The organism is Xanthomarina arctica (assembly GCF_014638915.1).
Lineage (GTDB): Bacteria > Bacteroidota > Bacteroidia > Flavobacteriales > Flavobacteriaceae > Xanthomarina > Xanthomarina arctica.
This window is the reverse complement of record NZ_BMFQ01000003.1, coordinates 758,003-784,510: the sequence shown is the minus strand read 5'-3', so window position 1 is coordinate 784,510 and position 26,508 is coordinate 758,003. Positions and strand designations below refer to the sequence as shown.

General features: G+C 35.0%; 24 protein-coding genes. 18 read left to right on the top strand and 6 right to left on the bottom strand.

The genetic code is table 11. The features are described from left to right. Positions 1-3: 3 nt before the first annotated feature. From IEV77_RS14680 to IEV77_RS14610, 15 genes are all read left to right on the top strand, one after another. On the top strand, positions 4-1,191 hold the full coding sequence (locus tag IEV77_RS14680; RefSeq protein ID WP_188466122.1) for a 3-hydroxyacyl-CoA dehydrogenase NAD-binding domain-containing protein: 1,188 nt from the start codon (positions 4-6) through the stop codon (positions 1,189-1,191). Continuing rightward, positions 1,188-1,568: a four helix bundle protein gene (locus tag IEV77_RS14675; protein WP_188466120.1), complete on the top strand. Its 381-nt coding sequence runs from the start codon at positions 1,188-1,190 to the stop codon at positions 1,566-1,568. Before IEV77_RS14680 ends, IEV77_RS14675 begins: the two co-directional genes overlap by 4 nt. A gap of 13 nt (positions 1,569-1,581) precedes the next feature. Next, positions 1,582-1,998 carry a hotdog fold thioesterase gene (locus IEV77_RS14670; RefSeq protein WP_188466117.1) on the top strand — a complete coding sequence of 139 codons (417 nt, stop codon included), beginning with the start codon at positions 1,582-1,584 and terminating at the stop codon, positions 1,996-1,998. 39 nt (positions 1,999-2,037) lie between these two features. Beyond that, complete coding sequence (gene ypfJ / locus IEV77_RS14665) at positions 2,038-2,898, top strand: KPN_02809 family neutral zinc metallopeptidase (RefSeq protein WP_188466115.1); 861 nt, start codon at positions 2,038-2,040, stop codon at positions 2,896-2,898. Between the two features lie 139 nt (positions 2,899-3,037). Beyond that, the gene (gene pcaF, locus IEV77_RS14660; protein ID WP_188466114.1) at positions 3,038-4,243 is read left to right on the top strand and encodes a 3-oxoadipyl-CoA thiolase; all 1,206 of its coding nucleotides are present in this window, start codon (positions 3,038-3,040) and stop codon (positions 4,241-4,243) included. Positions 4,244-4,361: 118 nt separating this feature from the next. After that, positions 4,362-4,772, top strand: a complete 411-nt coding sequence (locus IEV77_RS14655; RefSeq protein ID WP_188466112.1) for a VOC family protein — start codon at positions 4,362-4,364, stop codon at positions 4,770-4,772. Positions 4,773-4,886: 114 nt separating this feature from the next. Continuing rightward, a complete protein-coding gene (gene paaZ, locus IEV77_RS14650; protein ID WP_188466110.1) occupies positions 4,887-7,385 on the top strand; it encodes a phenylacetic acid degradation bifunctional protein PaaZ in 2,499 nt (832 codons plus the stop codon). Between the two features lie 51 nt (positions 7,386-7,436). After that, the gene (locus IEV77_RS14645) at positions 7,437-7,721 is read left to right on the top strand and encodes a GIY-YIG nuclease family protein (RefSeq protein ID WP_188466108.1); all 285 of its coding nucleotides are present in this window, start codon (positions 7,437-7,439) and stop codon (positions 7,719-7,721) included. Between the two features lie 77 nt (positions 7,722-7,798). Beyond that, entirely contained in the window at positions 7,799-8,551 is a 753-nt protein-coding gene (locus tag IEV77_RS14640) for an enoyl-CoA hydratase/isomerase family protein (protein WP_188466106.1), read from the top strand. A gap of 61 nt (positions 8,552-8,612) precedes the next feature. Next, complete coding sequence (locus IEV77_RS14635; protein WP_188466104.1) at positions 8,613-8,987, top strand: four helix bundle protein; 375 nt, start codon at positions 8,613-8,615, stop codon at positions 8,985-8,987. Positions 8,988-9,062: 75 nt separating this feature from the next. Next, positions 9,063-9,656 (top strand): acyltransferase, encoded by a 594-nt coding sequence (locus IEV77_RS14630; RefSeq protein ID WP_188466102.1) that lies wholly within the window; start codon positions 9,063-9,065, stop codon positions 9,654-9,656. Between the two features lie 77 nt (positions 9,657-9,733). Then, complete coding sequence (locus IEV77_RS14625) at positions 9,734-11,071, top strand: dihydrolipoamide acetyltransferase family protein (RefSeq protein ID WP_188466100.1); 1,338 nt, start codon at positions 9,734-9,736, stop codon at positions 11,069-11,071. Positions 11,072-11,256: 185 nt separating this feature from the next. Then, complete coding sequence (locus IEV77_RS14620) at positions 11,257-12,324, top strand: branched-chain amino acid aminotransferase (protein ID WP_188466098.1); 1,068 nt, start codon at positions 11,257-11,259, stop codon at positions 12,322-12,324. Next, positions 12,324-14,441, top strand: coding sequence for an alpha-ketoacid dehydrogenase subunit alpha/beta (locus tag IEV77_RS14615; protein WP_188466096.1), 2,118 nt, complete (start codon positions 12,324-12,326; stop codon positions 14,439-14,441). Before IEV77_RS14620 ends, IEV77_RS14615 begins: the two co-directional genes overlap by 1 nt. 77 nt (positions 14,442-14,518) lie before the next feature. Next, positions 14,519-15,742 carry a DNA cytosine methyltransferase gene (locus tag IEV77_RS14610; RefSeq protein WP_229736679.1) on the top strand — a complete coding sequence of 408 codons (1,224 nt, stop codon included), beginning with the start codon at positions 14,519-14,521 and terminating at the stop codon, positions 15,740-15,742. A gap of 17 nt (positions 15,743-15,759) precedes the next feature. On the opposite strand, the gene IEV77_RS14605 is transcribed toward IEV77_RS14610, so the two are convergent. Next, complete coding sequence (locus IEV77_RS14605) at positions 15,760-16,284, bottom strand: hypothetical protein (RefSeq protein WP_188466094.1); 525 nt, start codon at positions 16,282-16,284, stop codon at positions 15,760-15,762. 340 nt (positions 16,285-16,624) lie between these two features. Between IEV77_RS14605 and IEV77_RS14600 the strand changes: the two genes are divergently transcribed. Further along, the gene (locus tag IEV77_RS14600) at positions 16,625-16,873 is read left to right on the top strand and encodes a hypothetical protein (RefSeq protein WP_188466092.1); all 249 of its coding nucleotides are present in this window, start codon (positions 16,625-16,627) and stop codon (positions 16,871-16,873) included. A gap of 110 nt (positions 16,874-16,983) precedes the next feature. Here IEV77_RS14600 and IEV77_RS14595 read toward each other — a convergent pair whose 3' ends face one another. Further along, positions 16,984-17,175 (bottom strand): cold-shock protein, encoded by a 192-nt coding sequence (locus tag IEV77_RS14595; RefSeq protein WP_007646460.1) that lies wholly within the window; start codon positions 17,173-17,175, stop codon positions 16,984-16,986. Between the two features lie 233 nt (positions 17,176-17,408). Between IEV77_RS14595 and IEV77_RS14590 the strand changes: the two genes are divergently transcribed. Next, positions 17,409-17,756, top strand: a complete 348-nt coding sequence (locus IEV77_RS14590; protein ID WP_188466090.1) for a hypothetical protein — start codon at positions 17,409-17,411, stop codon at positions 17,754-17,756. 59 nt (positions 17,757-17,815) lie between these two features. Here the strand turns inward: IEV77_RS14590 and IEV77_RS14585 are convergent, their stop codons facing one another. The 3 genes from IEV77_RS14585 to IEV77_RS14575 form a co-directional block, all read right to left on the bottom strand. Continuing rightward, positions 17,816-18,412 carry a DUF4136 domain-containing protein gene (locus IEV77_RS14585; protein WP_188466088.1) on the bottom strand — a complete coding sequence of 199 codons (597 nt, stop codon included), beginning with the start codon at positions 18,410-18,412 and terminating at the stop codon, positions 17,816-17,818. Positions 18,413-18,428: 16 nt separating this feature from the next. Beyond that, complete coding sequence (gene hutU, locus IEV77_RS14580) at positions 18,429-20,423, bottom strand: urocanate hydratase (RefSeq protein WP_188466086.1); 1,995 nt, start codon at positions 20,421-20,423, stop codon at positions 18,429-18,431. Between the two features lie 162 nt (positions 20,424-20,585). Next, positions 20,586-20,738 carry a C1orf53 family protein gene (locus IEV77_RS14575; protein ID WP_188466084.1) on the bottom strand — a complete coding sequence of 51 codons (153 nt, stop codon included), beginning with the start codon at positions 20,736-20,738 and terminating at the stop codon, positions 20,586-20,588. 465 nt (positions 20,739-21,203) lie between these two features. Here IEV77_RS14575 and IEV77_RS14570 point away from each other — a divergent pair, with 465 nt between their 5' ends. Continuing rightward, the gene (locus IEV77_RS14570) at positions 21,204-21,527 is read left to right on the top strand and encodes a hypothetical protein (protein ID WP_188466082.1); all 324 of its coding nucleotides are present in this window, start codon (positions 21,204-21,206) and stop codon (positions 21,525-21,527) included. Between the two features lie 3 nt (positions 21,528-21,530). Here IEV77_RS14570 and IEV77_RS14565 read toward each other — a convergent pair whose 3' ends face one another. Beyond that, positions 21,531-26,477: a RemA C-terminal-like gliding motility protein gene (locus IEV77_RS14565; protein WP_188466080.1), complete on the bottom strand. Its 4,947-nt coding sequence runs from the start codon at positions 26,475-26,477 to the stop codon at positions 21,531-21,533. Between the last annotated feature and the right edge of the window lie 31 nt (positions 26,478-26,508).

Sequence of the window (26,508 nt, the reverse complement as noted above, 5' to 3'; positions counted from 1 at the left end):
TTTATGAATATAGGAATTATCGGTTGTGGAACCATGGGAAGCGGTATCGCGCAAGTTGCAGCGACTTCTGGTTGTAAAGTAAAATTATTCGATACCAATTTAGCAGCTTTAGATAAAGCAAAAGTAGCTTTAGAAAAGATATTGGCGAGATTAGTTGAAAAAGGACGAATTGATAACTCTGAAAAATCACGAATTCAAAGCAATATTTCATATGTTAATACTATAAAAGAGCTTTCAGATTCTAATCTGACCATTGAAGCGATTATCGAAAATCTGGAGATTAAGAAAAAAGTATTTTCAGAATTAGAAACTTATGTGTCATCAGATTGCATTATTGCATCTAATACGTCTAGTTTATCTATAGCTTCCATTGCAGCCTCATTACAAAAACCAGAACGCTGTGTTGGAATTCATTTTTTCAATCCAGCACCTTTAATGAAGTTGGTTGAGGTTATTCCTGCCATTCAAACTTCAAAAGAAGTACTTGACAAATCGATTCAAATTATTTCAGATTGGAAAAAAGTAGTCGCTGTGGCAAAGGATACACCCGGTTTTATTGTTAACAGAGTGGCAAGACCTTTTTATGGCGAAGCATTACGTATTTATGAAGAAGGACTAGCAGATTTTGCAACTATAGATTGGAGCTTAAAAACCCTTGGAGGTTTTAGAATGGGACCCTTCGAACTAATGGATTTTATTGGGAACGATGTAAATTATACTGTAACTGAAACCGTATTTACAGCATTTTATTTCGATCCAAGATATAAGCCAGCATTCACACAAAAACGATTTTCGGAAGCTGGATATTTAGGAAGAAAATCTGGGAAAGGTTATTATAATTATGATGAAAATGGACGTGTCATTCAGAGCGATGCTGTCATTCAGAGCGATAGCGAAGAATCTCAAAAGAAAGAATTAGCACAACAAATATACGAGAGAATACTAGTGATGCTAATCAATGAAGCTGCAGATGCTCTGTTCTTAAATATCGCATCCGCTGAAGATATCGACAATGCCATGACTAAAGGTGTTAATTATCCAAAAGGATTATTAGCTTGGGCAGACGAAAAAGGTATCGATTGGTGTGTTAAGAAAATGGATGATTTATATAATGAGTATCACGAAGATAGATATCGTTGTAGTCCGTTATTACGTAAAATGAATAAAAAAGGAATGAGGTTTGAGGTATGAGGAAGTCAAAGTATCATTTTAAATTTGAGGAATTAACGATTTATTCGATGGCTATGGAATTCGGAGAAGTTGTTAATATGCAGTCAAAAAAATTCCCAAAGGATGAAAGGTTTGAGTTGACATCACAATTTAAAAGGGCAGCAGATTCTATTGCATTAAATATTGCAGAAGGTTCAAGTGGTTCCGATAAACAGTTTCATAATTATCTAGGTAATGCTTGGTTTAGTACTCATGAATGTATTGCTTGTAGTTCAAAAGCTTGGATAAGAAATTATATAACGATTGAAGAAGACGAAGAAAACAGAAGATTAATTACTGAATTATCAAAAATGATAACAACTTTACGTGCTATAATTTTTAAAAGAATAAATAATTAATTTTAAATAACGGATGAAACCTATTGCCTCACACCTCATACCTGTAAAGATGCTATCCCAAGATGCCTACAGCCAATGGCTTGGTATCGAGATTATCGAAAGCGAAATCGGGCGTTGCAAAGTTGGTATGACCATTAGAAAAGACATGCTAAACAGTATGAACAAAGCTCATGGAGGTATTAGTTATTCGTTAGCAGATACGGCATTCGGATTTGCCGCCAACACGCATGGAAAATATGCCGTTTCTATAGAAACGAGTATCAATCATATGGAAGCTTTAAATGAAGGAGATTATATTGTTGCAGAATCAGTTATCGAAAATGTAAAAAATAAATTAGGCTTTAATATCATTGAAGTTAAAAGAGGAGAAGAACTTGTTGCGCTTTTTAAAGGCGTTGTATACAGAACAAGTAAAGATTGGGAGTTATAAATAGAGGTTTCCATATAATTTAATAAAAAATTTAATGTTATGAAATGGCAAGGTCGAAGACAAAGTAGCAATATGGACGATCGCAGAGGAATGGGATCAAAAGGCAAACTAGCAGCTGGAGGTGGAGTTATAGCCGTAATTGTAATTTTATTACAACTTTTTGGAGGCGAAACAGGACAGCAAATTGCGCCAATAATCGAACAGATAAATCAAGGTCAATCTTCACAACAAGTAGAACAAAGAGATCTTACTGCTCAAGAAAAAGAAGTTGGAAGTTTTGTTGCCACGGTTTTAGCAGATACTGAAGATGTTTGGAACCAGGTTTTTATGGAGAATGGTTTAGGGAATTATAAGGAGCCTACCATGGTTTTATTTTCGGATGCAGTAAGTAGTGGGTGTGGAAATGCAACTGCAGCTTCAGGGCCTTTTTATTGTCCTGCAGACCAAAAATTATATATGGATTTGACTTTTTTCGATGAATTAAAAACACGTTTCGGAGCTCAAGGAGGCGATTTTGCTATTGCCTACGTTACTGCTCACGAGATTGGTCATCACATACAAACATTAATGGGAACATCGCAAAAAGTAAGACAATTGCAACAACAAACTAATAAAGTGGAAGGGAATAAACTCTCCGTTGCTCAAGAACTACAAGCAGATTTTTATGCAGGAGTTTGGGCGCATCATAATCAAGATTATTTAGAAGTAGGAGATATTGAAGAAGCTTTAAGCGCTGCAAATGCAGTTGGAGACGATGCTATTCAAAGAAGAGTGCAAGGAGATGTGCAACCTGATTCTTTTACACATGGAACTTCCGAACAACGTATGGAGTGGTTCATGAAAGGTTATAAAACAGGCGATATGAGACAAGGAGATACATTTTCGGCACTTCTGAATTAATTCTTTTTTTTATATGATTTTAAAAATCTTAAAAGGATAAAATTAGAAACAAAAAACTTCGTATTCGAAGTATAAATAAAAACATTAATTTGAAAAGAAGTTTCAATTTACGACTTCAATTTCAATTTCAATTTTAAACATGGAAGCATATATTATAGATGGTATTAGAACACCAATAGGAAGTTATCAAGGTACGTTATCTGCTGTAAGAACAGACGATTTAGCGGCTCTGGTAATTGAAGAAATAGTAAAGCGAAACCCAAATATTCCTAAAGAAGCATACGACGATGTTATTATAGGTTGCGCTAATCAAGCCGGAGAAGATAATCGGAATGTTGCAAGAATGGCATTACTTTTGGCAGGTTTACCTGTAACCGTTCCGGGAGAAACCGTAAACAGACTCTGTAGTTCAGGATTGTCTGCAATTGTTCAGGCAAATAGAGCTATTAAAGCTGGAGATGGCGATATATTCATTGCTGGTGGCGTTGAAAATATGACCCGTGGGCCATACGTAATTGCAAAGCCATCGACTGGCTTCGGAACAGATGCCAAAATGTACGATTCAAGTTTTGGATGGCGTTTTATCAATCCAAGAATGCAAAAAATGTACGGAACTGATGGGATGGGAAATACAGCTGAAAATCTCGTTGAAAAATATAATATCTCTCGAGAAGATCAGGATAAGTTTGCTTTTTGGAGTCAAATGAAAGCTACTAAAGCACAAGAAAATGGTCGTTTGGCAAAAGAAATTGTTACAGTAGAAATTCCTCAACGAAAGAAAGATCCAATAAAATTCTCTAAAGATGAGTTTGTAAAACCAAACACCTCATTAGAAGTATTAGGAAAATTAAGAGGTGCTTTTAAAGCCGAAGGAGGAAGTGTTACCGCTGGAAATTCATCTGGATTGAATGATGGCGCAGCAGCTACAATCATCGCTTCAGAAGATGCTGTTAAAAAATATAATTTAAAACCCTTGGCAAGAATCGTAAGTTCTGCCGTAGTAGGTGTTGAACCTAGAATTATGGGAATAGGTCCAGTAGAAGCTTCAAACAAAGCCTTGAAAAAAGCTGGTTTGACAATGGCAGATATGGATATTATTGAATTAAACGAAGCTTTTGCCGCACAAGCCTTGGCTTGTACTAGAGCGTGGGGTTTGGCAGATAACGATCCAAGAATAAATCCGAATGGAGGTTCTATTGCCATCGGGCATCCTCTTGGAGTTACTGGAGCAAGATTAGCTCACTCGGCGGCTTTAGAGTTGCAAGAGCAAAATAAACGTTATGCTTTGATTACCATGTGTATTGGTGTTGGGCAAGGTTATGCTGCCATAATTGAAAGAGTATAATTCCTTCGAAGGCAGGAATCTCATAATAAAAGGGACGAACTATATTGGTAAGTCTATTTTTTATAATAGAGAATAAGGATTAACCAACAATAAGATACCTGCCTGCGCAGGCATTCATATGAAAGTAAAAAGAACAGGTTTAATTTTATACGTCAAAGCATATCATGAATGTGTTCTTTTTTATGCTGAAACTTTAAACCTTTCTATTCTGTTTCAGAAGGAAGATTTAACCTGTTTTGATTTTCACGGAACATATCTCATGGTTGAAAAGGAAGATAGAACTGATTATTTAGAAAATCATTCAGAAATAAAAAATCACAGCTGTTTACGAATTCATGTAGCTGATGTGAAAGCGATTTCTGAAAAACTGAAAAACCAAAACATAAAAGTAGATTATCAAGAACATGCTTGGGGGAAAGTAGCAAAATTTAAAGACCCTGAAGGGAATTTAATTGCTTATAAAGACGAAGAGAGTTTTGCAAAACAAATAGAAGATTATAAATCCTGCAAGGTTTTAAAAACCTTGTAGGTATGAATAAAATTAATTAAAACGTTACTTCGAGGGATTCCCATTGTTATCAGATTTGTCTCGAAAACATAAATTAGATTTCCGTTTTTACGGAAACGATAAATAAATTTATCGATGAAAAAAATACAAAATTACGTCACAGGACAATGGTTGGAAGGTAAAGGCGAAGGCGTTCCTATGTTCGATGCTATTACCGGAGAAATTGTAGCACTTTCAGATACTGAAGGTTTGGATTTTGCCGAAATTCTACAATACGGACGAACTAAAGGAGGTGAAGTTTTAAGAAAAATGACTTTCCAAGAACGTGGTAACATGTTGAAAAGTCTCGCCTTATATCTTACAAAAAGAAAAGATGCTTTTTACGAATTAAGTTATAGAACCGGAGCTACTAAAATTGATAGTTGGATAGATATTGAAGGAGGTTTTGGTAATCTTTTTGCCAATGCATCTTTAAGAAAATTATTTCCTAACCAATCCTATCATGTTGAAGGTGAGGCAATCGATTTATCTCGTGGCGGACGCTTTATGGCTCATCATATCATGGTGCCTAAACGAGGCGTAGCAATTCATATCAATGCTTTTAATTTCCCAGTTTGGGGAATGTTGGAAAAATGTGCATCCAATTGGATGGCAGGTGTTCCAGCGATTGTAAAACCAGCAACAAATACGTCGTTTTTAACAGAAGCGGTTGTGCGTGAAATAATCGCTTCTGGTATTTTACCAGAAGGTGCTTTGCAATTAATTACAGGTTCGGCAAGAACTATTTTAGATACTGTAGAATCTCAGGATGTTGTGACCTTTACGGGTTCCGCTACAACCGGAAGATTATTAAAATCTCATAAACGCATCATTGAGGAATCTGTTCCTTTTAATATGGAAGCCGATTCGTTAAACGCATCCGTTTTAGGTGAAGATGCTCTTCCTGGAACTCCAGAATTTGATTTATTTATCAAAGAAGTCAGAAATGAAATGACCGTAAAATGTGGTCAGAAATGTACCGCGATTCGTAGAATTATTGTACCTCAGAATCGTGTTGAAGATGTTCAAATAGCTTTAGGCAAAGCTTTGGATAAAATCACTATTGGAGACCCACGACTTAAAGAAGTTAGAATGGGGGCTTTAGTAAGTAAAGATCAGGTTACCGAAGTTAGAGATCGGGTTCAAGAATTAGCTAAAACAGCTAGTATTGTATATGGCGATTTAGATAAAATTGAAACTATTGGAGCCGATGCTAAAAAAGGTGCCTTTTTAAGTCCTATTTTACTTAGAGAAGACAATCCGTTTATAAATTTAGCCGTTCACGAAACCGAAGCTTTCGGTCCAGTAAGTACCATCATGCCTTATAAAAATTTAGATGAAGCGATTACTTTAGCCCAAATGGGAAAAGGATCTTTGGTCTCTTCTATTGCAACCAACGATGATAAAATTGCCAAAGAATATGTTATCAATGCGGCCACTCATCATGGACGAATTTTGGTTATCAATCGCGATATGGCTAAAGAAAGTACTGGTCACGGTTCGCCATTACCTAGCTTGGTACATGGAGGTCCAGGTCGAGCTGGTGGAGGAGAAGAAATGGGAGGAATGCGTGGTATTAAACATTATTTGCAACGTACTGCCATTCAAGGTTCACCAACTACCTTAACAGAAATTACAGGTATTTATCAGCCAAATGCAGCCTATAAGGAAGCTCCAGAGCATCCATTTAAATATCATTGGGAAGACATTCAACCAGGGATGTCTTTAAAAACACATAAACGTACGTTTACAGATACAGACATTATAAATTTTGCCAATCTTACTTGGGATCATTTTTATGCTCATACAGATATTACCTCTTTAGACGGAAGTATTTTCGAACAAAGGACAGCCCATGGGTATTTCATTATTTCAGCAGCAGCTGGATTATTTGTTTATCCGAATAAAGGTCCGGTTTCAGCAAATTACGGGTTAGAAGAATGCAGGTTCCTAAGACCTTTATATCATAACGATACCGTTTATGTACGATTAACATGTAAGCAAAAAGTAGATAGAGATGTTGTCTCAACAGAGCATCCAAGTGGTATTGTAAAATGGTTTGTTGAGGTTTTTGATTCAGAAGATGAATTAGTGGCGGTTGCAACCATTCTAACGATGGTTCAAAAGAAACAAGAAACGTTTGTTGAGATGACAGAAGATAAAATTACTGAATGTCTTTCGAAATTAAACAAGGATACCAAACCAAAATGGGGAATTTTAACGCCTCAACATCTACTGGAACATTTAGAACATACCTATAGGATTTGTTCTGGAGAAATTCAGGATTTTGATATAGCAACCCCAGAAAAAATATTAGAAAAAGTACATAACTCTTTATATAGTTATGATAAATTTCCAATGGGAACATCTTTTCCAACATATAAAAAGAAAGAGTTGGAAGATTTAGTGCATCCAGATTTTGAGACTTCAAAAGAAAAATTAATAGAAGCTAGAGAAGCTTATAAATTATTTTTCAAAGAGCATCCAGATGCAATAATGAAGAACATGGTTTTTGGAGAATTGAATAAATATGAGTCTTATTTATTGGAAAGAAAGCATCTGAATCATCATTTCGAGCAGTTCAATTTGCTATAGCAAATTGAACTGCTCGAAATTTCCACGAAAGTGGGAATCTCAAATATTAAAATGAAGCATTGTGTCTACATAATAACTAATAAACCCAGAGGTGTAATTTATGTTGGTAAAACTGGACAATTAAAGAAAAGAATTTATCAACATAAAAAGAAAGCTCATCCAAGTACTTTTTCAGCAAGGTATAATTTAGACAAGTTGGTTTATTTTGAATATTATGAAATGGGAGACGAAGCTAAATTAAAGGAGAAGCAGATAAAGAAATGGAATAGAGATTGGAAAATAGAATTAATAGAAAAGCAAAATCCTGATTGGAAGGATTTGTATGAAGAATTATAAAATTAGAGATTAACGAATATTCACTAAAGTGAATAACCAAAAAAAGATTCCCACTTTCGTGGGAACACATAAATGTGATGACCGAACCTTACGTTAAATTAAATATAAAGAATGAAGTAGGATATATTGAGTTTTTTCATCCTGCTCATAATTCCTTACCTGGAGATTTGTTAGCAAAACTGGCTAATACAATTACCGATGTAGGAAATAATTATAAAATAAAAGTACTTGTTTTAAAAAGTGGAAATGACAGAACATTTTGTGCTGGTGCCAGTTTTAAAGAACTTATAAATATCAACGACGAAGCTACTGGAAAGATTTTCTTTTCAGGTTTTGCCAATGTTATCAATGCCATGCGTAAATGTCCAAAATTTATAATTGGTCGTATTCAAGGTAAAACAGTTGGTGGAGGAGTAGGTTTAGCTGCCTCTACAGATTATTGTATGGCTACTAAATTTGCATCTATAAAATTAAGCGAATTAAATGTTGGGATTGGACCTTTTGTAGTTGGTCCAGCTATAGTTCGTAAAATTGGTTTATCAGGAATGTCGCAAATTGCCATAGATGCAGATACTTTTTATTCTGCAGAATGGGCAAAACAAAAAGGCTTGTTTACGCAAGTTTTTGAAACAACGGACGCTTTAGATGAAGCCGTAAAAGAATTTGCTGAGAATTTATGTACATACAATCTTGAGGCTATGAAGGAAATGAAAACCATTTTCTGGGAAGGGACTGAAGACTGGGATAATTTATTAGCAGAAAGAGCGGCAATAAGTGGCCGATTGGTGCTTTCAGAGTTTACCAAAGAAAAACTAAAAGGGTTTAAGTGATTAGGAGTTAGTTGGTAGTCGGTAGTAAAGATTTATTGGAAAGTTTAAATTTAAATTTCAAATGAAAAGTAAGTATCATTTTAATTTTGAAGAGTTGATAGTGTATCAAAAAGCTATAGAATATGGCGAGTTGGTTCATATACAACTTAAAGATTTTCCTAAAATTGAAGATTATAGGTTGTCAGCTCAATTTGCTCGTGCAGCAGATTCCATTGCATTTAATATAGCTGAAGGTTCTGGTAGTTCTGATGCTAGTTTTTTGAACTATTTGAGGATTGCCAAAGATAGTTCTCGTGAATGTGTAGCGGCAACAACAAAAGCGCATTTACGACACTATATAACTTTTGATCAGAGCGAAAATAATCGAGCTCTACTTGTTGAAATTAATAAAATGTTGTCAGCTTTAATGAAACACTTAAAAAATAAAAACAAATAACTTGAATTAATGAAGCAATTGATAAAAATAGACGGAGTTCACCCTCTACCTACTACGATCTAAAAACTATTTTCTATGATTTACAGTTTTAAAGGATACACACCAGTCGTTCACGAAAGTAGTTTCGTGCATCCTCTCGCTGCTGTAACAGGAAACGTCATTATTGGCAAAAATTGTTACATAGGTCCAGGGGCGGCTATTCGAGGAGATTGGGGACAAATTATTTTGGAAGATGGCGTCAACGTACAAGAAAACTGTACCGTTCATATGTTTCCTGGAAAATCTATTACATTAAAAGAAAGTGCTCATGTAGGTCATGGAGCCATTATTCATGGTGCTAATCTGGGCAGAAATTGTTTGATAGGAATGAATTCAGTCATCATGGACGATGCCGAAATTGGGGACGAAAGTATTGTTGGAGCCATGGCATTTGTTAAAGCTGAAACCAAAATTCCGAAACGCAGTTTGGTAGTCGGTAATCCAGCAAAAGTCATTAAAGAAGTAAGTGATGAGATGATTGCATGGAAAACGAAAGGAACGCAATTATATCAACAATTACCAGCCGATTGTCATGAAAGTTTAAAAGAAGTAGAACCTCTGAGAGAAGTTCCAGATAATATGAAAATCCAGGAAGATGTTTATAAAACACTTCGTGATTTCATGAAATAATAAGAATGTCAATCTGCAAGGTTTCTAAAACCTTGTAGGTTTAAATAAAGATCTAAATTTAGTTAATAAATTAAGAAATGAGTGAAGATAAGAGATTTCCACTTTCGTGGGAGCTGAAGATGCCTAAAATGGGCGAAAGTATTACAGAAGGTACCATAATCAATTGGTTAATTGCTGAAGGAGATAGCTTCGAAGAAGGCGATATCATCCTTGAAGTTGCTACCGATAAAGTAGATAATGAAGTTCCTGCTCCAGCTTCTGGAATCTTAGTAAAAACCTTGTTTCATGCAAAAGATGTTGTTCCTGTTGGAGCAGTCATGGCTATTCTTGAAGTTTCAGAAGAGGCAAAATCTTCAAAAAAGGAGAATGTCATTCAGAGCGATAGAGAAGAATCTCATAAAATCCAAAATGAACTAAAAAAGAAGCGAATTGTCATTCCGAGAGCAGTCGAGGAATCTCGTTCAACTTCATTTTTAACAACAAATTCAAACACCTTCTTTTCCCCATTAATCATAAAAATAGCCAAAGAACAGCATATCAGTTTTGAAGAATTGGCTAGAATTCCTGCAACAGGAATGGAGGGCAGATTAAGAAAAAGCGATATTTTTAATTATATAGAAGAAGGTAGGCCTTTTAAATTCGCGCAACCAGTAGCCGAGAAAGATCCAACAGCCTATCGTATTCCGCAATTACAATTTGATAAGGGCAAAGGGAAAATCATTGAGATGGACAGAATGCGCCAGATGATTGCAGACCGCATGGTGTATTCTAAGCACACATCACCCCACGTTACCGCTTATGTTGAAGCAGATATGACAAATATGGTTCAGTGGAGAAATGCCAATAAAGTAGCCTTTCAAGAAAAGCACGGAGAGCGTTTAACATTCACACCACTATTTGTGGAAGCTGTGGCAAAAGCAGTTAAAGACTTTCCAAATATAAACGCTTCGGTAGATGGGACGAATATTATTGTAAAAGAAGATATCAATATCGGCATGGCAACCGCCTTGCCAAGTGGGAATTTAATTGTGCCTGTAGTTAAAAATGCAGATACTAAAAGTTTGGAAGAAATAGCTAATAATGTGAATGCTCTCGCCGTAAAAGCTAGAGAAAATAAGTTAGGAGGAGAAGATATTAAAGGAAGTACGTTCACCATTTCCAACGTAGGAACCTTTGGAAGTGTCATGGGAACTCCAATTATCAATCAGCCAGAAGTAGCTATTCTAGCTTTAGGAATTATTAAAAAACGCCCAGAAGTTATTGAAACTGAAAAAGGCGATGAAATAGCCATTCGAAGTATGATGTATCTATCCTTATCCTTTGACCATAGAGTGGTTGATGGTTTTTTAGGTGGAAGTTTTGTGCGTCGCGTAGCAGATTATTTTGAACAATTTGATATCAATAGAAAAATATAACTAATTCCTGCGGAAGCAGGAATCTCATAATAAAAAGAGTCTAAACATAGTTTAAACACCAACCTAGGTAGATGTGTATTAAAAGAAAATTAGATATGTGTTGCCATTCAAGATTCAATTGGGAATTCACGAAAAATAGTTATAAAATAAAATAGATTCCTGCTTCCGCAGGAATGTGAAAAATTATGAAATACGAAATAAAAATATCCAAAGTCGATAAATCCAGAGTTGATGCTTTAGACTTCAACAACATTCCATTAGGAACCACTTTTACAGATCACATGTTTATATGCGATTTTGAAAATGGACAATGGGTAAATCCTAGAATAGAACCTTTGGCAACCATTCCTACACATCCGGCAGCAATGGCTTTACATTACGGACAAGCTATTTTTGAAGGCATGAAAGCAACTTTGGATTCAGAGGGAAACCCAAGGTTGTTTAGACCTACAAAAAATGCGGAGCGTCTAAATTTTAGTGCAGATAGAATGGGAATGCCAGATTTTCCTGAAACTTTATTTGTGGAAGGATTAAAACAATTGGTAGCATTAGAAAAAAGTTGGATTCCGCCTCAAGATGGAAGTGCATTATATTTACGTCCCTTTATGTATGCCGACGAACCTTTTATCGGGATGCGAGCAGCGACTCATTATAAATTCATCATTATAGCTTCCCCAGCAGGACCTTTCTTTAGTAAGCGCATAAAATTATGGGCAGAAAGAAAATACATTAGAGCAGTCGCTGGTGGAACCGGTGAAGCAAAAGCCGCAGGAAATTATGCGGCAGCCATTCGTCCTACAGAACTAGCAAAAGCAAGCGGTTACGATCAAGTATTGTGGCTCGATGCTGTAGAACATAAATACATTCAGGAAGTTGGAACCATGAATATCTTTTTTAAGATAGCTGGAAAAATAATTACACCTAAAAGAGACGGAGCCATTTTAGATGGTATTACTAGAAATAGTGTTATAGAACTTTTAAAACACAAAGGTTTTGAGGTTATTGAACGTTCAATTAGTATTGACGAGGTTAAAGAAGCATCAAACAACGGAACTTTAGAAGAAGCCTTTGGAACTGGAACAGCAGTAGGTATTGCCTATATTCAGGAAATTGGGTTTGATGGCGATGTGATTCATGTTTCCAATGAAAGCCCCGTTGGTCTGGATATCAATAACACCCTAAACGAAATTAAAACTGGGAAAATTGAAGATCCCTTCAATTGGATGGTTAAAGTTGAAAACGAACGTGCCTAATGAAAAAAGATATTTTAAAAAAAGGATTTTCAAATTTAGTTACTGCCAAAGCAATGGCAGAATTATACGAAGCTAATTTTAAGCAAGTATCCAAATATGTACATGCCACTTCTAGAGGGCATGAAGCCATTCAAATAGCCTTAGGAATGCAGTTATTGCCTCAAGATTATGCCTTTCCATATTATAGAGACGATGCCATGTTGCTTTCTTTTGGTTTAGAGCCTTACGATTTAATGTTGCAACTATTAGCAAAAAAAGACGATCCTTTTTCTGCCGGAAGAACCTATTATTGCCATCCTAGTTTAAAGGATGCAGATAAACCTAAAATCCCACATCAGTCTTCTGCAACCGGAATGCAAGCCATTCCGGCAACAGGAGTTGCTATGGGATTTAATTATCGCGAAAGCGGTAATCTCTTTGCGGATGAAAACAAAACAAAGGATGTTTTTCACCCAGATTACGATGCTTCTGTTCATTCAGAAGATTCCCGCCTTCGCGGGAATGCGCCAATTGTTGTTTGTTCCCTAGGAGACGCATCAGTTACCGAAGGTGAAATAGCAGAGGCATTCCAAATGGCAGCATTAAAACAAATGCCTATTTTATATTTAGTGCAAGATAATGGTTGGGATATTTCAGCAAATGCTGAAGAAACCAGAGCCCAAAATGCCTTTGAATATGCTCAAGGTTTTAAAGGATTAGAGGCTATTTCTATTGATGGAGCTAATTTTATTGAAAGTTATCAAGCCATTGAAAAAGTAATTGAAACCATTAGAAAAGAACGTCGTCCATTTTTGGTTCATGCCAAAGTTCCTTTATTAAATCATCATACATCTGGTGTACGAATGGAATGGTATCGTGACGATTTGGAAGAAGCACGTTCTAGAGATCCATATCCAGTTATAAAACAACAATTATTAGACAACGGTTTTTCTCAAGAAGACATTGAAACTTTAGAAAGTAACGCAAAGGAGAAAGTACAGGCTGACTTCGAAAAGGCACTAAAAGCTGAAGATCCAAATCCTGAAGATTTATTTACAAACGATTTTGTTCCTACCCCAATTACGGAGGAAAAAGGAGAGCGTTCTCCAAAAGGAGCTGAAAAGGTAGTGATGGTAGATTGCGCCTTGTTTGCTATTGAAGAACTTATGGCAAAACATAAAGAGTGTTTGTTATATGGACAAGATGTTGGAGGAAGACTTGGAGGTGTGTTTCGTGAAGCGGCAACCTTAGCACAGAAATTTGGAGACGATAGAGTCTTTAACACGCCAATCCAAGAAGCCTTTATTGTAGGTTCAACCGTTGGAATGAGTGCTGTGGGATTAAAACCTATTGTTGAGGTTCAGTTTGCCGATTATATTTGGCCTGGATTGAATCAACTATTTACCGAGGTTAGCAGAAGTTGCTATTTAAGTAATGGAAAATGGCCCGTTAGCATGATTCTTCGTGTACCAATTGGCGCTTATGGCAGTGGAGGACCTTATCACTCGTCTTCCGTAGAAAGTGTGATTACTAACATCCGAGGAATAAAAATAGCATATCCAAGTAATGGTGCCGATTTAAAAGGTTTGATGAAAGCCGCATATTACGATCCTAATCCTGTAATTATTTTAGAACATAAAGGCTTGTATTGGTCTAAAGTGCCAGGAACTCAAGGAGCTACTTCGGTAGAACCGGCTGAAGATTATGTCTTGCCTTTTGGAAAAGCTTGGGTATTACAAGAAATTTGGAAGCAAGAAGATGTTGAAACCCTGACAATTGTTTCTTATGGAATGGGAGTTCATTGGGCCATGAATGCATCGGCAGAATTAGGAATGACAGATCAAATTGAAGTTATTGATTTACGTACCTTATTTCCTCTGGATGAAGAAACCATCATGAAGTCGGTTAAGAAAACTGGAAAATGTTTAGTAGTTACAGAAGAACCGAGCAATAATAGTTTTGCCAGAGCTTTATCTGGAAAAATTCAGGAAGAATGTTTCAGGTTTTTAGACGCGCCAGTAATGACTATTGGTAGTGAAAACTTACCAGCAATACCATTAAATGCCACTTTAGAACAGGCGATGATTCCTTCAACAGAAAAAGTGAAGGCTAAGATTAAAATGATATTGGATTATTAAATTATAATTCCTTTTTTACTCATACTTTGCAACCAAATAAATTGTAACAAGTAGTTTTATTTTTGAAAACAGCCCATTTGATAAAGACAAGTCAGCATATAAGTATCGAAGAATTTGATGGTAGGAAACATCGAGAAGGGTGTATACAACCTCATGACAAGGCGTTGATTACTCATTATCTTCATAACAATCAGAACAGTGTTTCTAAACATTATAAAAAGGAAGCCTTAAAAGCCATCCACAATTTTATTAGCTATAAAGAACAAGTAGACAATGTGTCTCTTGAGCAAGAAACAGCTTTAAAACAATTACTTTCTGAAGTTGAAAATGTCCCTTTCCCCACTTCTAAAGCTTCTAAATTTAAATTTATAGATTTATTTGCCGGAATTGGTGGTTTTAGATTAGCCATGCAAAACATGGGAGGAAAATGTGTTTTTACTAGTGAATGGGATACAAATGCTCAAAAAACATATAGAACTAATTTTGGTGAAATTCCTTTTGGAGATATTACCAATGAAAAGGTTAAAGGATTTATTCCTAGCGATTTTGATGTGCTTTGCGCCGGCTTTCCATGTCAGGCTTTTTCAATTGCTGGAAACCGAAAAGGTTTTGCAGACACCAGGGGAACTTTATTTTTTGATATTGAACAAATAGTCACAACCCATAGACCCAAAGTCGTTTTTTTAGAAAACGTTAAGAATTTAGTGACACATGATAAGGGGAATACCTTCAAAACAATCATTTCTGTTCTTGAAGATAAGCTTGGTTATAAAACGTTTACTAAGGTTTTAAACTCCATGACGCATGCAAATATTCCTCAAAATAGAGAGCGAATTTTTATTGTAGCATTCGATCCTAAACAAGTTGAAAACTATGAGAATTTTCAGTTCCCAAGTAAAATTGAATTAATAAAAACCATTCACGATATATTAGAAAAAGGAAAACAGGATGATAAACTTTATTATAAAAAAGAACATGCCTATTATCCGGAATTAGAAAAAACGGTAACTTCTAGAGATACAGTTTATCAATGGCGAAGAGTTTATGTTAGGGAGAATAAGAGCAATGTTTGCCCAACCTTAACTGCTAATATGGGTACTGGCGGACATAATGTGCCTATTATAAAAGACGATTATGGCATTAGAAAATTAACTCCTAGAGAATGTTTCTTGTTTCAGGGGTATCCAGAAAATTATCTTTTACCAGAAATGGCCAATGGTAGATTATATACTCAGGCAGGAAACTCGGTAACTACTACTTTAATTGAGCGTATTAGTAAGGAAATTATTAAGGTCTTATAAAGTTTATTCAATGTTACTTATTTCAACATATCAATATGCTTTAAAAATTTAAAGCCAGTAAAATCCATATAATAGTCGGTACTCGATCTAACAATGCAAGTTTCTATGAGGTTTTGTTTTATTACTTCAACAGAAGCAAAGCCACAAAGTAAAAAGGTTAGGTTGTCTTTTTGAATAATAAAAAACACAGTATCGTTTATATCATCTACTTTTAGTGATGGCAAGGTGCCAAAATCAAAAACATGAACATCAATTTTAGTATCGTTTAACTTGATGTAAGGATGGAAATCTGTAAGATTGGCTTTGTCTACATCTATAAGTTCCTTGTTTAAATATTTCTGGACAGCCATCAAACCACCAATATTCTTCATGGTTTTATCAAAAAAGGATTGACCTTCGTATCGATCTCTTAGTTGATTAATGTTAGTAAAACCCAAATGTCCCATAGCGGAATCTCTTATTTGGATTGCATCATTTTTTGAAAACTTAACTTGAGGATATGACCTTAAATACTCACCAAGGTATTTTAAAAATAGTTTCATTTTTCAAATTTGTAAACAAATCTAATAATTTAATTGATTAAATGTTAGATTAAAAAAATTGGAAAGGGAATTTATAAGAGCGAAGGTTAAATAAGATTCGGTAAAATAGAGCTAAAAGTAACTTCAGATAAGAAAAGTGTTAGAAGTTTTTAATGGTTAAAAAGGACAATGATGTAGTTTGAACATAATTATAGAACTTTTAAATTTAAGGTTAAATAAGAACGGAGAAAGTATTCCGTCGGGAAGATAGAAGGTTATAAATGAGTTATTAAATTATTGATTCGAGTTAAATTGTGGAAGGGATGATGTTTATTTTTGATAAACACAAAAATCAAATATTATGAAAAAAGTAATTTTTATGTCATTCATGGCCTTACTTATGGCCACCTCATTTACATCATGTAGAGAGGAGAAAAAAACTCAATCGGAAGAATTAATTGATGATATGCAATCAAAAGGAGCCGATATAGAAGTTAAAGATCGTGCTAATGACACCAAAATCAAAATGGAAACTGATGATAAAAAGGTGAAAATTAAGGAAGGTGACGACGGCGATACCAAAATAAAAGTTAAAGAAAACGAAATGTAATCATGCGCCTAGTTTCTAATGGAATGAAAATTTCCGTTAATTAAAATATAGTAAAATAAAAAAGCCTATCGTAATGATAGGCTTTTTGAAAAAGTTTTAAAAGTATATATTTAGATAACTTTTACGTTAATCGCGTTTAATCCTTTTTTACCTTCTGTTAAATCGAATTCAACTTGGTCACCTTCTCTTACTTCGTCGATTAAGCCAGAGATATGAACAAAATGCTCTTTATTGTTTCCTTCTTCTGTTATGAATCCAAAACCTTTAGAGTCATTAAAAAATTTTACTGTACCAGTACTCATAATAATAATTTATTTAATTAAGCGACAAAGGTAGTGTAATATTCTGATAATTAAAGCTTTTTTTGATTTAGTTTTATAATTTTATTGAATACTTAAAAACTCTCTGTTATTTCTAACCTTTGGTAGTTGATAAAAAGTCTTATTTTATTTATAGATGTTGCCAAGGAATTGACGGTATATTGATAATTTTTGTATATTTATTTTTTTATAAATAATATTAACTAAAAAGAATCATGAAAAAATACGTATCGTTATTAAGCTTTGTAGCTTTATTTTTTATTGGGATGCAATCCTCTAATGCTCAAACAACTGAAAGACAACAAAGTCCTGAAGCTATTGCCAAACAAAAGACTTACCAATTGCACGAGCTTGTAAATTTAACAGGTGAACAACAAAGTGCTGTTTTTAAAGTGTTAGTTGATGCAGAACAAAACATGAGCGAATTGGTGAAAAAAGATACTTCTGACAAATTTAGACAAGAAGGTATTAAAACTGTAGATAAACGAATTGAAGATAGTTATAAGCAGATTTTAACACCATCTCAATATAAAACTTACGAAGAATCGTTAGTTAAAAAGTAATTGTAACATTGTTTTAAAAAAAAAGGGACTCAATTAAATTGAGTCCCTTTTTTTGGTTTCTATTTCTTTTCAGATCCGGGTGGATATAGCTCGAAAATAGAAGTTACAAATTCTTGAATGCGTTCTTCTTTCTTAGTGTTATTCTGACTTAAATAGCCTGTACCAACGCCTTGCCAAACAAGTTCTTTTTTATTGGCATCAATTAAGTCGATGTATAAAACTCCTTCAGTAGAGGTGGTTACCGTATTATAGTTACCGTAATAATATGGACTCCAGCCCCAACCATAGCCATATGGTCCAAAACCATTATTATTATATACATTTACTTGTTCACGAGATTTAGTAAACATACTCACCAATAAATCAGGTGTTTCAGATTTAGTAAAGCCTTTGGCTAATAATTCACTTTCTATAGCACGGAGGATTCTTCGTTTGTCAATATCATTAATTTCAGCTTTATCAATACCAGGTTTATAAAAGGCAAACGTTTTGTATGTTGCAAAATCTGCTCCTTTATCATAATCTGAAGCTACTTTTACAGATGTGCAGGATGAAAGCATAACAGCAATAAGTAAAATGCCTAAAACTGGATACAAATTCTTGTTCGAAAGACTTGTAAAACGAAAGTGCTTTCGACTCGGTAATAATTTTTTCATAGCGTGAATTTTTAAGTTATAACGAGTTAAGTAACTTTTCATCAACTAAGTTAGGAAGTGTGACTTTTAAATTAGGTTCAACTTCCATAGCTCTTTTAATGGCAAAAATAGCTTCTTTGTTTCTTGCCCAACTTCTTCTGGAAATACCATTATTGACATCCCAGAAAAGCATGGATTTTAAGCGTCTTTCTGCATCATTACTACCATCAAGAACCATACCAAAACCTCCGTTTATAACCTCTCCCCAGCCTACGCCACCACCATTATGGATGCTCACCCACGTCGCTCCTCTAAAGCTATCTCCAATAACATTATGAATGGCCATATCTGCTGTAAAGCTTGATCCATCATAGATGTTGCTTGTTTCTCTGTAGGGTGAATCGGTTCCGGAAACATCATGATGATCTCTTCCTAAAACGATATAACCGATGTCTCCTTTTGCAATAGCATCATTAAACGCTTGAGCAATTTTCATACGTCCTTCAGCATCTGCATAAAGAATTCTAGCTTGCGAACCAACTACCAATTTGTTTTCCTGAGCTCCTTTTATCCATTGAATATTATCCGTCATTTGTTGTTGGATTTCTTCTGGAGAATTCTTTTTAATTTCTTCTAGAACCTTACAAGCAATAGCATCTGTTTTTGCTAAGTCTTCGGGTTTCCCTGAAGCACAAACCCAGCGAAAAGGTCCAAAACCATAATCGAAACACATAGGTCCCATAATATCTTGAACATAACTAGGATATTTAAATTCACGCCCTATGGTTGGATTTTCAGACATAACATCTGCACCAGCTCTTGAGGCTTCTAATAGAAATGCATTTCCATAATCGAAAAAATAAGTACCTTTTGCCGTGTGTTTATTAATTGCACGAGCATGACGACGTAAGGTCTCTTGCACTTTTTCTTTAAATAATTCTGGATTGTTTGCCATCATATCGTTGGCCTCTTCAAAAGATATACCTACAGGATAATATCCTCCAGCCCATGGATTATGAAGTGAGGTCTGGTCGCTTCCTAAATCGATAGTGATATTTGCTTCATCAAATTTCTCCCAAACGTCTACAATGTTGCCTAAATAAGCTAGAGAAACCGTTTCTTTATTGGTTTTTGCTTCTGTAACTCTATCAACTAATATGTTTAAATCAGTTATTTTTTCGTCTATCCAACCTTGGTCTAATCGTACTTGGGTTATTTTCGGGTTCACCTCAGCACAAACCGTAATGCAACCCGCAATATTTCCGGCTTTTGGTTGTGCGCCACTCATGCCTCCCAAACCAGAAGTTACAAACAAGTTACCTTTTGGCTCTTTTTTTATTTTTCTAAAACCGTTTAAAACGGTAATGGTTGTTCCATGAACAATACCTTGAGGTCCAATATACATAAAGCTTCCAGCCGTCATTTGGCCATACTGTGTAACGCCAAGGGCATTGAATTTCTCCCAATCGTCAGGTTTAGAATAATTAGGAATCATCATTCCATTTGTAACAACCACTCTTGGAGCTTCTTTGTGACTTGGGAATAATCCCATGGGATGACCAGAATACATGACTAAGGTTTGCTCTTCGTTCATCTCGCATAAATACTTCATGGTCAATCGGTATTGCGCCCAATTGGAAAATACGGCTCCATTGCCACCATAAGTAATTAATTCGTGAGGATGTTGTGCAACAGCATGATCTAGGTTATTTTGAATCATGAGCATGATAGCGGCCCCTTGTTTGGAATTTGCAGGATAGTCGTCTATTGGTCTTGCGTAAATTGCGTAATCTGGACGATAACGATACATATAGATTCTTCCGTAAGTTTCTAACTCGTTTTTAAATTCTGGAAGTAAGGTTTCGTGATGTTTTTTATCAAAATAACGAAGGGCATTTTTAAGAGCTAGTTTTTTTTCTTCAACCGATAAAATATCTTTTCGTTTTGGCGCATGATTCACGCTTGGGTCGTATGATTTTTTTTGTGGTAGGTTTTCTGGAATGCCTTCTAGTATTTGTTCTTGAAATGTCATTTGTTTAATGTTTGGTGTTTTGTTTTCCCGTCTTCGCTAAAAAGCTACGGTCGGGCAAGCAGTTATCTGTTTACTGTTGTGTGCATATTTCTTATTTGAGCAGACCGTTTTTTAATCCATTTACTACCATCTATTTCTTGCAGCTCACTTCATGGCCATTCCCTAATGCCTTTTATCATTAAACCCATAAGGACAGTGTCTGCAGCCGCTTTCGCAACAATAGCCTCTTTTTAGAAGGTATTGTGCTGTAAAACAGCGATATCCTTCTGGTGTTAGGTAATAATCTCCTTCCTCTAAGGGAATATTTTTTTTCATGTTGTAAAGATAGTAGAAATGATTTATGATTTACGAATGATGATTAATGAATATGGATTAAGGCTTGATGATTAACCATTAGCGAATCTCGATTAACCATTGTTGATTAACAATCATGATTCTTGTTAAAAACTCCTTTTTTAACTTTCCATTCTCATAAGTAATCATAGAGTATCCATAGGGAAACCATAGGGAAACCATAGGGAAACCATAGGGAAGCCATAGGGAAGCTATAGGAATGACCCGTCTTAAACATTTTAAGAATGAATTGTAGGATTTATTTTTCATACATTAGTCATACACTCTTCATACATTAGTCATACATGAGCCGTACATGAGCTATACATGAGCCACATTTGTAATCCGTTTTAGAATAACTATACAGATACCACTGCTTTAGCTATTGTTATTAAAAAGAACATATTTAAGTTGTAATTTTGGTTTGATTTTTGAAAGTTTATATTTATGATTTTAATTTTTAAATACATCATTCCGAAAGGTTATACAGGAATTGCCATTTTTCCATGTATCTTTTTAAAACATCCACATCTAAAAAAAGATACAGCATTAATTAACCACGAACGAATTCATTTAAGACAACAAATAGAGTTATTGGTTTTACCTTTTTTTGTGCTTTATGTTTTAGAGTTTTTAATAAGGTTGGTTCAATACAAATCTTGGTATTTGGCTTATAGAAACATTTCTTTTGAGCGTGAAGCTTATGCCAATGAAAAAGACCTTAACTATTTAAAGTCAAGGTCTTTTTGGGGTTTTACAAATTATTTCTAATTATTATTTTAGAATCACCTTTTGTGTTTTTTGAAGTCCGTTTGCTAAAGTAACTTTTACAATAAAAGTTCCAGAAGCATTTTTTAAGTCATTAATAATAACTTCAGATTTTAGAATGTTTTTAGTATCAAATATTACTTTTCCTAATAAATCGTATACCACGATGTCTTTTATAACATCTTTTGCTGAAGTTATTTTAATGTAATCATTTTTTGGAGCAGTAATGCTTAGATCTTTAATAGTATTAAATTCTTCGTTGCTTAAGACATCATTAGTATAGCGTAACACAAAACGATTGTTAAAAGTGCCTACTTCTGCATTAAAACTATAAGGGTTAACTCTTAAATCGTGAATGATTCCAGTAAAGGTGTCTTCTAAATAGATGTCTTGAGCACCTGTTTCAAATAAACCATCTAATGTGTTAATAGCTATGGTGTAGTTTCCAGGTTGGGGAATAAGTAACCCAAGAGGAACCAAATCCGTTTCTATAAATGGGAGGGCTTTTCCTTGAATAGCCATTTTTTCTTCACCTATTAAAGAATAGAATCGTGTGCTAGTTTCACTTAAGTCGTAACCATCATAAAGTAGGTCTAGTCCATCAGTGGCATTTTCAATATATCCCACTAAAATAGAGGTTGCCATATTATTTGGAGCTATTAAATCTAGCCAAATTCTATGTTTTTCAGTTGGAGAAGGATCTTGGTTTGTTCTATAAAATTGGCTATTGTCATATGATGCACTTCTCATCGAATTATTAAAAACGATATTTGAAGGTGTTGCGGCACTATGATCCATTAGAACGAAGAAGCCTTGACCTGATGCAATATTCCCTTGAAACCCCACGGGATTAGGTCCTGAAAGATTGTAGGCTATATAGTCGTTAGGGTTGTAGTTATAAACAAAATCGCCATAAAAAGGATTATTTGAAGTGCTTGGTGCAGATGCGTGCGTCCATAAATAAACAGTGCCTGTAATGCTAGGTGATTCACCTAAAAGGCCCGCATTCTGAATAATGAAACTATCCGCAAAAATAGCAGACGGATATGGATTTCCAATTAAATTCCAATTATCGTCTAAATTAGTTGCCTCCGTGGAATTTCCGGTCCCATAATAATTAGGGCCTGTATAATTACCTCTAGTAATAGGGACAGTTATATCTCCATTATTAATGCGATTAGTAAAGTTACTGGTGATTGTGCCATTCGTACCAGATCGTTTAATATAGCCTTGACCAATATTCATAGATCCAGAAGCTGCTGCCCAGTCTCCATAATGCCCAATTCCATTACTGTTTATAGTTGGTATCCAATAATAGGATGCATTCCCTGGGACATTGCTGATGTTAAAGTTACTTACAGGTGATGACCAGTATACATAGTCATTACTATTAGTTATACTGTTACGTTTTATAGTTCCCTTACCTGTGTTTTGAATGTTGTCTATTTGAATCAAACTGGCATTGTTGTTAACAACAAAATTTCCGTTTGTTTTTACGTCTAAATCTTCTTGTATGAGTAATGTACCATTAACTTCTAAGTTACCATTGGGGTTAACAATGACATTAAGAGCACTCCCAACTGAACCACTATTTATAACAGTAGGATTCGTAGGATTTATAATTACACAATTATCTAATGTTGGCAGAACAGCAGGCTTCCAGTGACTTGGATTATTCCAATCTGTGGTAGCACCTGTAAATACCCTAGTATTATTGGTTACAGTTACACTTCCATTAGCGGTACAGCCATTGGATAGTGTAGATGTAACTGGGATATTAAATGTTGATAAATTCAGCTGAGCTTCAGTCGGTTTTATCCAAATGGTCGTAGCTGGGTTACCAGACGTATAAGGTATTGTGGCTGCAGCATCTGTGTATGCATTTACTGCTGAGGTATCATAATTGAAGGAGGTAGTTAATGGTCTCGTTCCAAATAACTTTATATTATCTACTGCAATTCCATCTCCCCAACCACTTCGAAATTGAATTCTAATGCTTAATGATGATGAACTATTATATGATGTAGGTAGGTTGATACTTTGATTCTCAAAACGTGTGCCTATACCTTCACTTGTTGTATACGTACTTAATGTATTCCAACCTGTTCCTCCATTTGCTTGAATGCGAATTTGATCTCCAAAATTTGAATAATACATATCAAATGTTAGTGTCAGGTTTGTCATGTTGCTAGCATCAACAGGAGTAGTAAGTTGAAGGTATTGATAAACATTGCCAGTAGGAGGATTCACATCTGATGTTGACATGACAAAATGATTACCAGACAAGCCAGATGAAATAGCTGGAGACCAAACTTCTGTATTATTAGGGATGTATGGGCTTGTTTCATTTTGCCAAGCAGTAATACCATCATAGGGATTCCCATTTGGGTTATCATTATTATTTGTGAATACACCTAAGCCTCCATCTTCAAAATTTTCATTTACTAATACCACTTCTTCAACATCTCCTCCAGCAGTTATTTGTATAGCTTCTTCACCACAAAATATAGGGTTTGAAGGTGTGAATATGACGGTTGGTGTAGGGTTTATATTTGCAATTACAGGAGTTCTAAAATAAGATTCACAGGTGCCATTGTAAGCTGTAACCCAGTAAGTTGTTGTTGTGGATATGTTTGGTGTTGTCCAAGTTCCTGTTGATGCAGTATCATCATAGAGCAATGTGCCTCCTGTTTCAGAACTATACCATTTGAATCCAGTAGTTCCAGCAGTTCCAGTAATAGACAAATCTACGGTTCCTGGCCCACAATTGTCACCGTCTATAACTGTTACAATATTAGCATTACACGCAGGAATTACAGTAAAAATATAATCTTCTGCTTCACCATCAGAATAATTCCTATTAGTGTAATCAAAATCTTCACAACTGTCAAAATCATAAGAAGAAGAAGAAGAAACTACATTATTTCTTATACGAATTCTATAATCCCCAATAGGAGTCCCTAAAGGAATAATGACACCAAAAGTGGCAGAACTAGTTGAAACGGTGCCAGTGTCGTAGACTAATTCACCAGAATCACTAAAATCACCATTTTTGTTCCAATCTACCCATGCTTTCACATGAGCACCTCCAGAATAACTTTCATTATTATAATAAATATTCATTCCCTCTCCTTGTGCCTGAACAGCATGTGGTAAATTCGTGAAGTCTTGATATCCATTAGAATATCCGCTATTTAGATTATCTACATCATTCAAAGTTCCCATAAAACGAATATCATCGATATAAACATATTCTGGTCCTTCGGATGTAGGTTCGCAGTAAGTAACTGTTCCTGGTGGTACGACTCGGAGTGTGTAATCTTCAGCTTCACCACGGTTAATTGAACTACAAGGGTTAGGGTTTGTTATATAGAAGTCGTTTCTAATTCTCATGGTATAGTTACCAGCTGCGGTAGCGCCAGGAATGGTGAAATTACCTGTTGCACCAGTAACATATGCGTTACTTGCATAAACTCTTTCACTATTTTCAAAGATTGCATTTTGATTCCAATCTACCCAAATATTAAATCCAAAAGTAGTATCTCTATCACTAAAATCTGTTGAGAAATTTAATACGCTACCTGCAATTTGAGATGCAGATTGAGCCGTATAATCACTATACCCATTTGAAGTAATTCCTGTTCCAGTATTATTATTAGTAATGTTTGTTGTACCTCCAGTTGTACTGAAATCATCTATGTAATATGATGTACTCGTTGAAGAAGGTGTGCAATAGTCTTCATACAATTTTACAATTTGTATTTCATGATTCATTGCGTTACCACTTCTGTGTGACCAATGTGCAGCTTGAGTAGGAGAATTTATTTGGTAATTACGCCATCCTCTACCATAAGCAGTACCATTACCACTTGATGTTGAAGTCCCAATTATTAAAGCTTGATTTATAGATGTTAATCCAGAAGAAGTAATATTAAACGTAGATTCTCCAGCACCATTATCATTATTGCCATTAAAACGAGTTACAGAAATTTCAGGGTTATTTGCAACATGCACAAAATGTCTGTTTCCATTATTTTTTGCATCATGATCCGAATTAAAAGTCCAATCTACAGTTTGGTTATTGCTTCCAGGACTCATCAAAGGCCAATTGTCAGCAATAGCATCATCAACACCGTTATCATCCATATTTCCTCTGTGTTGAGTAAAAATCATAGAATTTGCCCAATCGGTAACACTTGTTGGTGTACCAGTGCCATTAGAATTTGCTCTTAAGTTAACAGATCCTGTGTCTGCGTTTACTGGACCTGAATCACCATGTAAAATGGTCCAATTGCTACCTGTAAATTCTACTAGAGTTATGTAGACGGATACATTATTCGCGTTAGAACCTTTTTGTACTCTTAAAGTTGTTGCATTTTCTAAATAAGCTATTGCTGTACCAGAATCTGCATCATCATCAGATGCATTTGTAACGATTCCAGTTATAAAAGGAATACATTTATTAGCATTAGTAACTCCACTAACAGCTTGTGTAATATTATTTGTAATACCATTTAAATTTACAATTAACCTGTCTCTAACAATAAACTGGTTATTACCGCCAGGTGTACCAGTATACTCCCAAATAGAAGAACTAAATTTCATATTAGTATTTAATGAACCAGAATTTCTAAAGTATGTTAATGTGTTGTTTGCAGTTAATCTTACAGCACCAGATAAATCATCACTATCTAAATTAGTATCAGTTTCATCTGTTCGACCAGCATGCGTTTTTCTATTATTGTTAGGTAAAACAAATGCGCTGTTTGTACTAGATACAGGAGTAAAACTCGTGGTTCCTCCAGTTCTTGCAATATTATTTTGAATATGTTGTACATTAAAATCTTGTCCATACCCTATTGAAGAAAAAAGGAGCGCAAATAATAAGAATAAAGCGTTGAATTTTGCACATAACATGCGTGTTAATACTAAGAGAATGTAGGATTGTTTCATAATAGTTGGGGTCTATTTAGCTTTTATGTTT